Here is a 13,994-nt window from a genome sequence, read left to right on the forward strand (position 1 = left end):
GAGGGGCGGCCGGTCCGTCGCGGAAGTCGGTGGATTCGGCACCGCCGGCCAGGCGCGGTCCGGGGCGTTGAGCCCCTCCGGCACGGCCGCGGCGGCCGGAGCGGCGGGGAGATGGCGGGCATTCGACGACTCCGGCACGCTCCGTAAGGTTCTGCGGAGCTTCCCCGGAGCCGGGGACGGACGCGGGCGGAGGCGCGGGCGTACGGCCGGATCCGGCCGGGGCTGGGGGCGGGAGCCGTGCCCCTCGGACAGCCTGACGGACGTTCGGCGCACTCGTCCGGAGCGACTCCGAGGAGAGCGATGAGCAGCGGCACTACGGAACTCATCCGGTTCAGGCCCAGCTACAGCGGCACCCGGGGTGACGACTGCGTAGGTGTCGCGATCATCGAACAGGCCGTCCACGTACGCGACTCGAAGGACGTCACCATCCCCGCCTTCACGGTCGGCCGCGAGGGCTGGGCGTCGTTCGTGGGGTTCGCCTCGGGCAGTGAAGGGCTGGTGTGCCGTCCGCCCGCTGGGCCTCCGAGAGGCGGACGGCCCGTGCCGGCCCTCTCCGCAAGCCCCGCATCCTCCCACCGTCATGCCGGTTTCCGGCGATCCAGCCGGGATCCAGCAGCCGGAACAACGCATCGCGGCACACGAGGGCGCCGTCAAGACCGGCCGCGATCCGTGAGCATCACTGTGCGCTAACCCGCACGCCGGGCACCGGAGTCGCTCGGCGAACCGGCCGGACCGGCAGCCCGCTCGACGGTCCTGCTGCCGAAGAGCCCGGGGACTACTTCCGCCGCGGGCACGAAACCTCCGAGGACATTCCGTGAAGGTTGAGCCGGAGCAGAGCTTCGCCGCTCCCCGGAGCCCATCCCGTTGTGTACACATGGAACATCCGGTACTCATGAGTCATGACGCAGATGCCCATGTCCATCCGTGACGTCCGCGCACACCTTGCGGAGGTCGTCGAACGGGCCGATCGCGATGACCAGCCCACCGTGATCACGCGACGAGGAAAGGAAGTCGCCGCCGTCGTCTCGATCGATGTTCTGCGCAAGTACCAACAGTGGGAAGAGCGCGAGATCAATCGCATCATCGACGAGCGGATGGCAAACCGCTCGCCCGGCGTCCCCATCGAGGACGTCATGAAGGAAACCCTGGCGCGCGGTGAGTGAGTACCGCACCGTCTTCCGACCCGAGGCACAGGCCGAGCTTCGGAAAGTCCCCCGCGACATGGCGCTACGCATCCTGGCCAAGCTGACGGAACTGGAGAGTGACCCGCTCGGATTCAGCACCACGGCGCTCGTGTCCCAACCCGACCGCCGCCGCCTCCGGGTCGGCGACTACCGCGTCATCTACACCGTCGACAACGGCGAACTCGTTGTATGGGTCTTCATGTCGGCCACCGCTCCACGGTCTACGAGTCGCGATCGTGATCCAGCCAGGACCCAGCAGCCGGAAAACCCGCCCAGATTCAACTACCACCCAGCAGTGCCCTGACCTGCAAAGACGCTGCGCCCCATCTCCCGGTCCCAGATCCCGAACGTTCCGCCGCAACGAACGAATCCGAGCAGCGAACCGCCCCCCGACCTGCGCACATGCAGACCAGGGGGCGATCCGGGGAGACAACTACACGTTGAAGCGGAACTCCACCACGTCGCCGTCCTGCATGACGTAGTCCTTGCCCTCCATGCGGGCCTTGCCCTTGGCGCGGGCCTCCTGGACGGAGCCGCACTCCACCAGGTCCGCGTAGGAGATGACCTCGGCCTTGATGAAGCCCTTCTGGAAGTCGGTGTGGATGACACCGGCCGCCTCGGGGGCCGTGGCGCCCTTCCTGATGGTCCAGGCGCGGGCCTCCTTCGGGCCCGCCGTGAGGTAGGTCTGCAGGCCCAGCGTGTCGAAGCCGACGCGGGCGAGGGTGGCGAGGCCGGGCTCCTCCTGGCCCATGGACTGGAGGAGCTCCAGCGCCTCGTCGTCCTCCAGTTCGATCAGCTCGGACTCGATCTTCGCGTTGAGGAAGATCGCCTCGGCCGGGGCGACCAGCGCCTGCTGCTCCGCCTTGAAGGCGTCGTCCACCAGCTCGTCCTCGTCGACGTTGAAGACGTAGAGGAACGGCTTGACGGTGAGCAGGTGCAGCTCGTGGAGGAGCCGGCCCTGCTCGGAGTCCTTGGTGATCCCGGCGGCGAAGAGGGTCCGCCCCTCCTCCAGGATCTTCTGCGCGGCCTCCGCGGCCGCGGCGACCAGGGCCTTCTCCTTCTGGAGACGGGACTCCTTGACCAGCCGCGGCAGGGCCTTCTCGATCGACTGCAGGTCCGCCAGGATCAGCTCGGTGTTGATCGTCTCGATGTCGCTCTTCGGGGAGACCTTGCCGTCGACGTGGACGACGTTCTCGTCCTCGAAGGCGCGGATGACCTGGCAGATCGCGTCGGACTCGCGGATGTTCGCCAGGAACTTGTTGCCCAGGCCCTCGCCCTCGGAGGCGCCGCGCACGATACCCGCGATGTCGACGAAGTCGACGGTGGCCGGGAGCTTCCGCTGGGAGCCGAAGATCTCGGCCAGCGTGTCCAGGCGCGGGTCGGGGACGCCCACGACGCCGACGTTCGGCTCGATGGTGGCGAACGGGTAGTTGGCCGCCAGGACGTCGTTCTTGGTCAGGGCGTTGAACAGGGTCGACTTGCCGACATTCGGCAGGCCGACGATTCCGATCGTGAGCGACACGTGGCGACTTCCCGGAGCGAGGGTGAGGGTGCGGACTGCGGATCCCGGAGCGGGACCGGGCCTCCAAGTCTACGGGGCGGCCCAGCCGGCTCCGTCCGGGCGGATGATCGGCTGAAAATACGACCGAGACGGTGGTGGCCGCGTGTCCCGCGCCACATTCCGCCCCTCCCCCGACCTACGTTGGTCGCGTGGAGCAACCCCGTACGCGCAGTAACGAGCGCACACCGCACCGGCCCGCACCGCTGCCCCGCCCCACGCGCGGGGCCCCGCCCGTGGACCCCCGGGAGTCACTCGCCAACGCCCCGAGCGGGCCCGGCGGTTCCGCCGCAGCCGGTGGCCACGGCCCCGGGCGGACCGGCGCCGCCCCCGCCGGTGCCGACGACGAGTCCGCGGCCGTGTACCGGTCCGGCCGGCCACGCTCCGTCCCGTCCGTGCTCGCCGCCCTCCAGAAGCTGCGGTGGCTGCGCCGGATGCCCGGGCCCAAGCTCACCGGTCTCGGCTGCGGCCTGCTGGCGCTGCTGCTGATGCTCGCCGCCGGCACCCTGGACCGGCTGCTGCCGGGCGACCACTCCCCGTCCGCGTACGGGATCGCCTTTCTCGTGGCCTCCGCCGTCTGCGCCCTGTGGGTGCGTCCCACCGAACTGACCGCAGCGCCGGTCGCCCTGCCGATCGCCTTCTTCGTCGGCCTGGTGCCGGTCAGCGAGGGCGCGGCAGTGGCCGACCGGCTGGTGGACCTGGTCACCGCCCTGGCCCTCGACGCCCTCTGGCTGTACGCGGGGACGCTGCTGGCCGTGCTGACCGTGTCGGCGCGGAAAGTGGTGCTGCTGGCCTCACGGGCCGCCCAGCGCGCGGCGGCCGACGACCGCGGCCCGGCGGGCCCGTCCCGGTCCGCCACCGCACCGGCCACCGCCGAGGCTCCCGCGGCCACTGCACCCGGCACCCCCGGCACCGCGACGGCACCGTAACGGCCGCGGGCGCCGCCCGGCCCCGGCCCCGGCTCAGCTGTTCCGCCCCGGTTCCGGCCCTCGCTCACTGTTCCGCCCGGCTCCGGCGGCCCTCGCTCGGCCCCGTTCCGTCCGGCTCCCGGCCACGGTCAACCCGGTCAGCCCTGTTCCGTCCGGCTCCGGGCCGCGCTCATCGCCGCGCCGACGATGCCCGCGTTGTTCCGCAGCTCCGCCGGCACCATCTCGGCCCGTACGCCCTCGATCAGGGGCAGGTACTTCACGGCCTTGCGGCTCACCCCGCCGCCGATGATGAAGAGGTCCGGGGAGAACAGCATCTCGACATGCGTGAGATAGCGCTCCAGCCGCCGCGCCCAGTCGGCCCAGCTCAGGTCCTCGTCCTCCTTGGCGCGGCTGGCGGCCCGGGTCTCCGCGTCGTGGCCGTCGAGCTCCAGGTGACCCAGCTCGGTGTTGGGGACGAGCTGCCCGCCGGTGAAGACGGCGCTGCCGATACCGGTGCCGAGGGTCAGCATGATTACCGTGCCGTTCCGGCCGCGGCCCGCGCCGAAGGCCATCTCGGCGACCCCGGCCGCGTCCGCGTCGTTGAGCACGGTCACCGGCAGGGCCAGCCGGTCCGCGAGCAGGCTCCGGGTGTCGCGGCCGATCCAGCCGGGGTCGACGTTCGCGGCCGTGCGCGTGATGCCCCCGGTGACGACACCGGGGAAGGTCACGCCGACCGGGCCGGTCCAGCCGAAGTGCCCGGCGACCTCCGCCACGCACTCGACGACCGCCTCGGGCGTCGCCGGCTGCGGGGTCAGCACCTTGTGCCGCTCCTCCGCGAGGTCTCCGCGCTCCAGGTCGACCGGGGCGCCCTTGATACCGGAGCCGCCGATGTCCACTCCGAGGACCCGTCCGGCCTGTCCTGCGGTTGTCTGGGGGGCCTGCGCCCCGGATGTAGCCACCATGGTCACCAACTTAGGCCCTGGCGCGGCGTGCTCGCCCGCCGCTGCGTCCGGGAGCACGGAACCGCCCCGGCCCGCCGCGCGGGGCGGCGGACCGGGGCGGGGAGCCTGCCGGCACCACGGGGTACGAGCCGGGCGGAGTCCGGGCGGGGCCTCAGGCGCGGGCGTCCGGCGCGCCGGCGGCGGGTCCGCCGGACAGGGCGGCGGCCTCCGCGCGCAGATCCCGGCGGAGCTCCTTCGGCAGGGAGAAGGTGATGCTCTCCTGCATCGGCTGGACGATCTCGACATCGGCGTAGCCGCGCTCGGCGAGCCAGTCGAGAACCTCCTCGACGAGCACGTCCGGCACGGAGGCACCGGAGCTGATGCCGACCGTGTCCACCCCGGCCAGCCACGCCTCGTCGATCTCCCCGGCGTTGTCCACCAGGTGACCGGCGCGGGCACCCGCGCCGAGGGCGACCTCGACCAGGCGCACCGAGTTGGAGGAGTTCTTGGAGCCGACCACCAGCACCAGGTCGGAGTCGGCCGCCACCTGCTTGACCGCGATCTGCCGGTTCTGCGTGGCGTAGCAGATGTCGTCGCTGGGCGGGCTGATGAGCTGGGGGAAGCGGTCCTTGAGGGCGTCGACCGTCTCCATGGTCTCGTCGACGGAGAGCGTGGTCTGGGAGAGCCAGACAACCTTCGACGGGTCGCGCACCTCGACGTTCTTCACGTCGCCCGGGCCGTCGACCAGGGTGATGTGGTCGGGGGCCTCGCCGCTGGTGCCGATGACCTCCTCGTGGCCCTCGTGGCCGATGAGGAGGATGTCGTAGTCGTCCTTGGCGAACCGGACGGCCTCCTTGTGCACCTTGGTGACCAGCGGACAGGTGGCGTCGATGGTCGCCAGCTTGCGGGCCGAGGCCTCCTCGTGGACGACGGGGGCCACGCCGTGCGCCGAGAAGATCACGATGGAGCCCTCGGGGACGTCCTCCGTCTCCTCGACGAAGACGGCGCCCTTCTTCTCCAGTGTCCGGACGACGAACTTGTTGTGGACGATCTCCTTGCGCACGTAGACCGGCGCGCCGTACTGCTCCAGAGCCTTCTCGACGGCGATCACGGCGCGGTCCACGCCCGCGCAGTATCCGCGGGGTGCGGCGAGCAGGACGCGCTTGCGGGCACCGCCGTCCGGGGTGTCCCCGCTCGGGGCGGCGTCGGGCGACGGGCTGGGCGTAGCAGTCATGGGGCCATCGTAAAGGCCGGGCGGGCTCCGGGCGGCGGGGCGCCCGCGCCGGTCCGGCGGGGCGCGCTGTCGGTGCGCCCGGCTAGCCTCCTCCCATGGCACTCAACACCTCGGCCGAGACGCCGATCCCCGTCGGCGAGGTGTCGCGGCTCATCGGCGGCTGGATCGACCGGCTCGGCGCCGTCTGGGTGGAGGGGCAGATCACCCAGCTGTCGCGGCGCCCCGGGGCGGGCGTGGTCTTCCTGACCCTGCGCGACCCGTCGTACGACATCTCCTTGAGCGTCACGTGCTTCCGCTCGGTCTTCGACCGGGTCGCGGACGTGGTGTCCGAGGGCGCCCGGGTCGTGGTGCAGGCCAAGCCCGAGTGGTACGCGCCGCGCGGCCAGCTCTCGCTGCGCGCGGCCGAGATCAGACCGGTCGGGGTCGGTGAGCTGCTGGCCCGGCTGGAGCAGCTCAAGAAGTCGCTGGCCGCCGAAGGGCTGTTCGCGGCCGAGCGCAAGCATCCGCTGCCGTTCCTGCCGCAGCTCATAGGGCTGGTGTGCGGGCGGGCCTCGGCGGCGGAGCGTGACGTCCTGGAGAACGCCCGGCTGCGCTGGCCCGCCGTCCGCTTCGAGGTGCGCAATGTCCCCGTGCAGGGGGTGCACGCCGTCACCCGGGTGGTCGAGGCGGTGCGGGAGCTGGACGCCCATCCCGGGGTGGACGTGATCATCGTGGCCCGGGGCGGCGGCAGCGTCGAGGATCTGCTGCCCTTCTCGGACGAGCAGCTGGTGCGGACGGTGGCGGCGTGCCGCACCCCGGTCGTCTCGGCGATCGGGCACGAGCCGGACACACCTTTGCTGGACCTGGTCGCCGATCTGCGCGCGTCCACCCCGACCGACGCGGCCAAGCAGGTGGTGCCGGACGTCGGCGAGGAGCTCCACCGCATCCAGCAGTTGCGCGAGCGGGCGCTGCGCGCGGTGAGCGGCCTGCTGGACCGCGAGGAGCGCGGTCTGGCGGCGGCCCGCGCCCGGCCCTGCATGGAGCGGCCGCACCGGATGGTCGAGGAGCGGGAGGAGCAGATCACGGCGCTGTGCGACCGCGGCCGCCGCACCCTGGGGCATCTGCTGGACCGGGCGGACTCCGAGCTGGCCCACACCCGGGCGCGGGTCGTCGCGCTCTCGCCCGCCGCCACGCTGGAGCGGGGTTACGCGGTGCTGCAGCGGCCCGACGGTTCGGTCGTGCGGGCGGCGCGGGAGGTGCCGGAGGGCGAGCGGCTGCGGGCCCGGGTGGCGGAGGGCGAGCTGACGGTGGTGGCGGCCGGCGGCAGCGGCGCGGACCCGGACGGCACCGGGGCGGCGGCCACCGGGCCGGGCAGGGGCGGAACGGCGGACGGGGCCGGCCCGGAGTGAAGGGCGCCGGCCCGGAGTGCAGGCCGCCCGGCCGGGCGGTGCCGGAGCCGCCGCTCCGGGAACCGGCCGCCGCGGGGCCCGCTGTCGGTGCCGGACCGTAGGCTGACCGCATGACAGAGACCGGGGCCGGGGCGGCCGCGCCGAGTGACGCGCTGGGCTATGAGCAGGCGCGGGACGAACTGATCGATGTCGTACGCCGGTTGGAGGCGGGCGGCACGACGCTGGAGGAGTCGCTCGCCCTGTGGGAGCGCGGCGAGGAGCTCTCGAAGATCTGCCGCCGCTGGCTGGACGGCGCCCGGGCGCGGCTGGACGCTGCCCTGGCCGAGTCCTCGGAGGAGGGCTCCGGGCCCTCCGGCGGCTCTCCCCGCGGCTCCGGGGACTGAGAGACGGTCCGGGCCGCACCCCGGGGCCCTCCGACAACCGTCGTCGTCCTGCGGGTACCGCACCCGCGCGACCCGACGTGACGGGAGTCACATCAGGGGCGGGCATAAGAAGATTTAGTTGAAGGTTAATACATCTTGTCAGCGTGCGGGTCTCCCCCGCACACCCCCCGTGAACAAGGTGTTCCTCATGACTCTCGCCCTCGATGCCGCCGCCCAGGACCTGCTGTTCCGGGAGGCCCGTACCGCCAACGCCTTCACCGACGAGCCGGTGACCGAGGAGCAGGTCCAGGCCATCTACGACCTGGTCAAGTACGCGCCGACCGCCTTCAACCAGCAGCCCTTGCGCGTGGTGCTGGTCCGCTCCCCCGAGGCGCGGCAGCGCCTGGTGGGGCACCTGATGGAGGGCAACCGGGCGAAGACCGCCGCCGCGCCGCTGACCGCGATCCTCGCCGTGGACCACGAGTTCCACGAGGAGCTGCCGCGGCTGATGCCCTTCGCGCCGGACCTCAAGGACACGTTCTTCGCGGAGCGCCCGGTGCGCGAGCGGGTCGGTTCCTTCAACGCCACGCTCCAGGCGGGTTACTTCATCCTCGGCGTCCGCGCCGCCGGCCTGGCCGCCGGCCCGATGACGGGCTACGACGCCGACGGCATCAACAAGGACTTCTTCCCCGGGGGCGACCACGCCGTGCTGACCGTGGTCAACATCGGCCGGCCCGCCGAGAACGCCTGGTTCCCCGAGCGCCTGCCGCGGCTGTCCTACGACGAGGTCGTCACCACCGTCTGACCGGGCCGCACCGGCAGCGCGCCCCGGCCACGGCCACCGGCCGCCCGCTCCGGACCTCCCGAACCCCCGGCTTCAGGAGGTCTGGAGCGCGGCGGCCATCGTCGTGAGGCGCTCGTACGAGGCGGTGCCGAGGACGACGGTCGTGTGGTCGTCCTCCTCGCGCACCAGGGCGTCGTACTTCTCGCCCTCGTAGCGCACCCACTCCTCGCCGTTGATCCGCTGGGTCCGGTCGGTGCGCTCCGCGCCACGGCTCACGCTCGTCACGAACGTCTCCGGCTTGCCGTCGCTCTGCTCCACCGCCACGTACTCCCGGTCGGGGTCGAGGAAGCCCAGATGCCAGGCGGCGCCGTGCCGGCCGTCGCCCCGGTACGTCACCGAGGTGGCCTTCCACGTCTCCGGCAGCCCCTGCGGGGCCGCGAGCGGATACGGAGCCGCGCGGCGGGCCGACTTCAGTTCCACCGAGTAGTCCACCCGCTGGAGCGGGTCCTTTGAGTCGTCGTGCGGGATGAATACGTAGATGACGGCAGCGAAGAGCACGATCACCGTCATCGACAGCACCATGTCCCGCACCGTCTGCCTGCCACGTCCACTTGCCACCCGTCCATGGTCCCTCATGCGCCGTGGTGGTCCGCCCCCGCCCCCGGGTGTGGACCGGCGGCTTCCGGGAACCGCACCCCGTGGGCACCGGCCGGGGCCGGGGGGATGTGCTCAAACGTGGGGCGCTCTGCTCAGATTGCCAATGAGCGGATAAAGTCTCATTACCCTCAGCATCCGGCCGTCGCCGTACAGAAAGGTGCGCTCCGATGACCGAAAACAACCATCTACCGCCCGCTCTCGATGTCCAGCCCGAGCACCCCGACCGCAACCTCGCTCTGGAGCTGGTCCGGGTCACCGAGGCCGCCGCGATGGCCGCGGGGCGGTGGGTCGGCCGCGGCGACAAGAACGGCGCGGACGGTGCCGCCGTCAAGGCCATGCGCACCCTGGTGCACACGGTCTCCATGAACGGCGTGGTCGTGATCGGCGAAGGCGAGAAGGACGAGGCGCCGATGCTGTTCAACGGCGAGCGCGTCGGCGACGGGACCGGCGCGGAGTGCGACGTCGCCGTGGACCCCGTCGACGGCACGACGCTCACCGCCAAGGGCATGAGCAACGCCGTGTCCGTGCTGGCCGTGGCCGACCGCGGCACGATGTTCGACCCGTCCGCCGTCTTCTACATGGACAAGCTGGTCACCGGCCCCGAGGCCGCCGACTACGTGGACATCACCGCCCCGCCCGCGGTCAACATCCGCCGGGTCGCCAAGGCCAAGAGGAGCGAGCCCGAGGACGTCACCGTCGTCGTGCTGGACCGGCCGCGGCACGACGGGATCGTCCAGGAGATCCGGGAGACCGGCGCCCGCATCAGGTTCATCTCGGACGGCGACGTGGCCGGCGCGATCATGGCCGTCCGCGAGGGCACCGGCGTCGATCTGCTGATGGGCATCGGCGGCACGCCGGAGGGCATCATCGCGGCCTGCGCCATCAAGTGCCTCGGCGGCACCATTCAGGGCAAGCTGTGGCCGAAGGACGACGAGGAGCGGCAGCGCGCCCTCGACGCGGGCCACGACCTGGACCGGGTGCTCCACACCTCCGACCTGGTCAGCGGCGAGAACGTGTTCTTCGTCGCCACCGGCATCACGGACGGCGAGCTGCTGCGCGGCGTGCGGTACCGCGCGGAGACGGCCACCACCCAGTCCCTGGTGATGCGTTCGAAGTCGGGCACCATCCGGCAGATCGACTCCACGCACCGGCTGAAGAAGCTGCGCGCCTACAGCGCGGTGGACTTCGACCGGGCCCGCTGACGGAGCCGCCCCCGTCCACCGGGGCGGCCGGCGGAGGACAGGCAGGAGAGGAGGAGCGCCCCGTGCGGGGGGCGCTCCTCCTCTCCACCGGCCCCTACTGCCGGGGCCGTACCCGGCCGGCCTTCAGCCGGCCGCGGCGATGTGCGGTATCGCCGGTCGCGCGGCCTTCTGCAGCTCCGCGTCGCGCCGCCGGCGGCGGGCGAGCACGACCCGGCGCTCGGCGGCGGTGAGGCCGCCCCACACGCCGTAGGGCTCCGGCTGCAGCAGAGCGTGCTCCCGGCACTCGACCAGCACCGGGCAGCGCGCGCAGACTCTCTTCGCGGCCTCCTCGCGCGACAGCCTCGCGGCCGTCGGTTCCTTGGACGGCGCGAAGAACAGTCCTGCCTCGTCCCGGCGGCACACCGCCTCCGAATGCCAGGGGCCGTCCTGGTCCCGCGCGGTCACACGCTGGGATGGCACGACGGCGGCCTGCGGGGGCTGATGCGGCGAATGCAGCACGGTCCACTCCTGACGACAGCTACGCGAAAGGGTCACCCTTGCCCGTCTCCCTTCGCACGACCGTTTGCACCCCCATGCCGCACGAGAGACGACTCGACTCTCCCTACCCGCTGTACGCGCGCCTATTCACACCGTGGCGGACCGATCCGGGCGGACTCAGCCGCCCAGTTCCCGCCGCATGCGATCGCGAAGATCCCTGAGCAGCTTGCCGCGCTTCGGGCGGGCGTCGACCCCGCCGAAGACGGCGAAGCCGGTGACGACCACGATCGGCGCGTCGGGGTCGTCGGCCTCGCGGTTCCTGACGTCGAAGCCGCCGAAGATCCCGGTGCCCGTACAGCGCAGCGTCACGTTCTCCGGCACCCGGATCTCCACCCCGCCGAAGATCGCCACGGCATTGACGACGATCTCCTGCTGCCGGAAGACGGCCTCGGTCAGATCGATCTCGACCCCGCCGAACAGGGCGAAGGCCGTGGTACGCGGACCGACCCGCCAGCGGCCCTTGCGGGTGGAGCCGCCGAAGACCGCGATGAGATTCTCCGAGGCCGCGCCGGTCGCCGAGGGCGGCGCTCCACCGGGGCGCGGCGCGGGGCGGTCCGGGCCCCGGTCCGGGCCGCTCTGCGCCGGCAAGTCACCGACCAGCGGCTCCAGTTCGCCGACAGTCCGGGCCCGGTAGGCCAGGTCGATTCGCTCGGAGTGCTCCTCGGCGGTCAGCCGGCCCTCGGCCAGCGCCTCGCGCAGGATGTCCGCGATCCGGTCCCGTTCCCGGTCGGAGGCGCGCATCCCGGCGGGGGACGGTGCCGGGGCGTCGGCCGCGAGCGCGGTGTCCGGGGCCGCCGGGACCGGCCCGTTCTTCCGGAGGTCCAGAGGGGCGGGCTCCGGCTCGCGCATCTCCCGCCACCCGGGCCGCAGCGAGCCGTGACCGGCCGCGCGACGGCCGGCCTCGCCGTCCCGCGCCCGGGGCGGCGCCGGAGGGTCCGGTGCGGCGGGCGGCTCGGGAGGGGCCGGCGCCGGCGGTGGCCCGGGCGCGGCGGGCGGCTCCGGCGCGGCCGGGGCCACGGGCGGTTCGGGCGCGTCGGGGCGGGCCCCGTGCTGATGCGGCATCCACGTCCGTCAGCCTACCCAGACGCGATAGATCGCGACTAGTGCCCGGGGACGGACGCCCGGGGCGGATGCCCGGCGGACCGCCTCCCGCGGGACCGTGGCCGCCCATCCTGTCCGCCCCTTCCGCCCGCCCTCTCCGCCGGCCCCTCAGCCCGCCGCCCCACCGGCCCGCCGCCCCGCCGCCCCGGGGTGAGCCCTACCTCACAGGCCCGGTGTCCGCGCGGCGTCTTAGGCTGGACGGGCCCCCAGCCGGCCCGCCGAGACGAGGAACCCCGACCATGCCCGAGTTCGCGTACACCGACCTCCTCCCCCTGGGTGAGGACACCACGCCGTACCGCCTGGTGACCTCCGAGGGCGTGAGCACCGTCGAGGCGGACGGCCGTACGTTCCTCAAGGTCGAGCCGGAGGCGCTGCGCAAGCTGGCCGCCGAGGCCATGCACGACATCTCGCACTACCTCCGCCCCGCCCACCTCGCCCAGCTGCGCCGCATCCTGGACGACCCCGAGGCGTCCCCCAACGACCGCTTCGTCGCGCTGGACCTGCTGAAGAACGCCAACATCGCCGCGGCCGGCGTGCTGCCGATGTGCCAGGACACCGGCACCGCCATCGTCATGGGCAAGCGCGGGCAGAACGTCCTCACCTCCGGGCGGGACGAGGAGGCGCTCTCCCGCGGCATCTACGACGCGTACACCCAGCTCAACCTGCGCTACTCGCAGATGGCCCCGCTGACCATGTGGGAGGAGAAGAACACCGGCTCCAACCTCCCGGCACAGATCGAGCTGTACGCGACCGACGGCGGCGCCTACAAGTTCCTCTTCATGGCCAAGGGCGGCGGCTCCGCGAACAAGTCCTTCCTCTACCAGGAGACGAAGGCCGTGCTCAACGAGAAGAGCATGATGAGGTTCCTGGAGGAGAAGATCCGTTCGCTGGGCACCGCGGCCTGCCCGCCGTACCACCTGGCGATCGTCGTCGGCGGCACCTCCGCCGAGTACGCGCTGAAGACCGCCAAGTACGCCTCCGCGCACTACCTCGACGAGCTGCCCGCTTCAGGCTCCCCCACCGGGCACGGCTTCCGCGACAAGGAGCTGGAGGAGAAGGTCTTCGAGCTGACGCAGAGGATCGGCATCGGCGCCCAGTTCGGCGGCAAGTACTTCTGCCACGACGTGCGCGTGGTGCGCCTCCCGCGGCACGGCGCCTCCTGCCCGGTCGCCATCGCCGTCTCCTGCTCCGCCGACCGCCAGGCCGTCGCGAAGATCACCGCCGAGGGCGTCTTCCTGGAGCAGCTGGAGACGGACCCGGCGCGCTTCCTCCCCGACACCACCGAGGAGCAGCTCACCGAGGGCGCGGGCCCCGACCTGGAGGCGGTGCGGATCGACCTCCGCCGCCCGATGGACGAGATCCTGGCCGAGCTCACCAGGCACCCGGTCAAGACCCGGCTGTCGCTCACCGGCACGCTCGTCGTCGCCCGCGACATCGCGCACGCCAAGATCAAGGAGCGGCTGGACGCGGGCGAGGAGATGCCGCAGTACCTCAAGGACCACCCGGTCTACTACGCCGGCCCGGCCAAGACCCCCGAGGGCTACGCCTCCGGCTCCTTCGGCCCGACCACCGCCGGCCGGATGGACGCCTACGTCGAGCAGTTCCAGGCGGCGGGCGGCTCCAAGGTGATGCTCGCCAAGGGCAACCGCTCGCGGCAGGTCACCGACGCCTGCGCCGCGCACGGCGGTTTCTACCTCGGCTCCATCGGCGGCCCGGCGGCCCGGCTCGCCCAGGACTGCATCAAGAAGGTCGAGGTCCTGGAGTACGAGGAGCTGGGCATGGAGGCGGTCTGGAAGATCGAGGTGGAGGACTTCCCCGCGTTCATCGTCGTGGACGACAAGGGCAACGACTTCTTCACCGATCCGGCACCGGAGCAGCCGTTCGTGACGAGCATCCCGGTGCGCGGGGCGTAACACCTCCCGCGCTCCGGCGCCGCCCGGCCCCCTCCCGTACCGCCGCTCCGTCGTGCCGCCGTCCCGTACCGCCACCCGCCGCTGGGAGTCCGCCCCGGCGCGCGGAACGGCCGCCTTCCCCTCACCGGGCCCCTCCGCGGATTAACTGGCGGGGTGCGGCCCGTTGGTGACACCGGGAGCCGGGCAGGCGCTGAGTACACGAGGACGACCGAGGGAGGCACGCGG

Annotated in this window: 13 protein-coding genes and 2 pseudogenes; 9 read left to right on the plus strand and 6 right to left on the minus strand. The window is 72.5% G+C overall.

The annotated features are described in order from the left end of the window. Positions 1-300: 300 nt before the first annotated feature. The 3 genes and pseudogenes from E4N63_RS11345 to E4N63_RS11355 form a co-directional block, all read left to right on the plus strand. Positions 301-483: pseudogene (locus E4N63_RS11345) on the plus strand (DUF397 domain-containing protein); the annotation flags it as partial. 416 nt (positions 484-899) lie between these two features. Beyond that, positions 900-1,163, plus strand: coding sequence for a type II toxin-antitoxin system Phd/YefM family antitoxin (locus tag E4N63_RS11350; protein ID WP_125622110.1), 264 nt, complete (start codon positions 900-902; stop codon positions 1,161-1,163). Continuing rightward, positions 1,156-1,424, plus strand: a pseudogene (locus tag E4N63_RS11355) (type II toxin-antitoxin system RelE/ParE family toxin). The gene E4N63_RS11350 and the pseudogene E4N63_RS11355 overlap by 8 nt, the downstream one beginning before the upstream one ends. A 193-nt stretch (positions 1,425-1,617) precedes the next feature. On the opposite strand, the gene ychF reads toward E4N63_RS11355, so the two are convergent. Then, complete coding sequence (gene ychF, locus E4N63_RS11360; protein ID WP_230240566.1) at positions 1,618-2,706, minus strand: redox-regulated ATPase YchF; 1,089 nt, start codon at positions 2,704-2,706, stop codon at positions 1,618-1,620. Positions 2,707-2,894: 188 nt separating this feature from the next. Here ychF and E4N63_RS11365 point away from each other — a divergent pair, with 188 nt between their 5' ends. After that, complete coding sequence (locus E4N63_RS11365) at positions 2,895-3,671, plus strand: DUF6542 domain-containing protein (RefSeq protein WP_230240567.1); 777 nt, start codon at positions 2,895-2,897, stop codon at positions 3,669-3,671. A 137-nt stretch (positions 3,672-3,808) separates the two neighbouring features. Here the strand turns inward: E4N63_RS11365 and ppgK are convergent, their stop codons facing one another. After that, positions 3,809-4,612: a polyphosphate--glucose phosphotransferase gene (gene ppgK, locus E4N63_RS11370; RefSeq protein WP_230240568.1), complete on the minus strand. Its 804-nt coding sequence runs from the start codon at positions 4,610-4,612 to the stop codon at positions 3,809-3,811. Between the two features lie 151 nt (positions 4,613-4,763). Beyond that, positions 4,764-5,825: a 4-hydroxy-3-methylbut-2-enyl diphosphate reductase gene (locus E4N63_RS11375; protein WP_125622104.1), complete on the minus strand. Its 1,062-nt coding sequence runs from the start codon at positions 5,823-5,825 to the stop codon at positions 4,764-4,766. Between the two features lie 95 nt (positions 5,826-5,920). Between E4N63_RS11375 and xseA the strand changes: the two genes are divergently transcribed. The 3 genes from xseA to E4N63_RS11390 all read left to right on the plus strand — a co-directional run bounded on the left by xseA (position 5,921) and on the right by E4N63_RS11390 (position 8,380). Further along, positions 5,921-7,213 carry an exodeoxyribonuclease VII large subunit gene (xseA, locus tag E4N63_RS11380; protein ID WP_125622102.1) on the plus strand — a complete coding sequence of 431 codons (1,293 nt, stop codon included), beginning with the start codon at positions 5,921-5,923 and terminating at the stop codon, positions 7,211-7,213. A gap of 110 nt (positions 7,214-7,323) precedes the next feature. Further along, positions 7,324-7,596, plus strand: coding sequence for an exodeoxyribonuclease VII small subunit (locus tag E4N63_RS11385; RefSeq protein ID WP_230240569.1), 273 nt, complete (start codon positions 7,324-7,326; stop codon positions 7,594-7,596). A gap of 187 nt (positions 7,597-7,783) precedes the next feature. Beyond that, positions 7,784-8,380 (plus strand): malonic semialdehyde reductase, encoded by a 597-nt coding sequence (locus tag E4N63_RS11390; protein ID WP_230240570.1) that lies wholly within the window; start codon positions 7,784-7,786, stop codon positions 8,378-8,380. A gap of 72 nt (positions 8,381-8,452) precedes the next feature. Here the strand turns inward: E4N63_RS11390 and E4N63_RS11395 are convergent, their stop codons facing one another. Continuing rightward, a complete protein-coding gene (locus E4N63_RS11395; protein ID WP_230240571.1) occupies positions 8,453-8,977 on the minus strand; it encodes a DUF4245 domain-containing protein in 525 nt (174 codons plus the stop codon). A gap of 206 nt (positions 8,978-9,183) precedes the next feature. On the opposite strand from E4N63_RS11395, the gene glpX reads away from it, so the two are divergent. Then, positions 9,184-10,218, plus strand: coding sequence for a class II fructose-bisphosphatase (gene glpX, locus E4N63_RS11400; RefSeq protein ID WP_125622096.1), 1,035 nt, complete (start codon positions 9,184-9,186; stop codon positions 10,216-10,218). Positions 10,219-10,341: 123 nt separating this feature from the next. On the opposite strand, the gene E4N63_RS11405 is transcribed toward glpX, so the two are convergent. Continuing rightward, complete coding sequence (locus E4N63_RS11405; protein WP_043473664.1) at positions 10,342-10,716, minus strand: WhiB family transcriptional regulator; 375 nt, start codon at positions 10,714-10,716, stop codon at positions 10,342-10,344. A gap of 156 nt (positions 10,717-10,872) precedes the next feature. Beyond that, positions 10,873-11,580 carry a DUF1707 domain-containing protein gene (locus E4N63_RS11410; protein ID WP_374112866.1) on the minus strand — a complete coding sequence of 236 codons (708 nt, stop codon included), beginning with the start codon at positions 11,578-11,580 and terminating at the stop codon, positions 10,873-10,875. 515 nt (positions 11,581-12,095) lie between these two features. Between E4N63_RS11410 and E4N63_RS11415 the strand changes: the two genes are divergently transcribed. Beyond that, positions 12,096-13,769, plus strand: a complete 1,674-nt coding sequence (locus E4N63_RS11415; protein ID WP_125623953.1) for a fumarate hydratase — start codon at positions 12,096-12,098, stop codon at positions 13,767-13,769. The last annotated feature ends 225 nt before the right edge of the window (positions 13,770-13,994 follow it).

Source organism: Streptomyces sp. MNU89 (genome assembly GCF_020982505.1).
In the GTDB taxonomy this organism is placed as follows: domain Bacteria; phylum Actinomycetota; class Actinomycetes; order Streptomycetales; family Streptomycetaceae; genus Streptomyces; species Streptomyces xinghaiensis.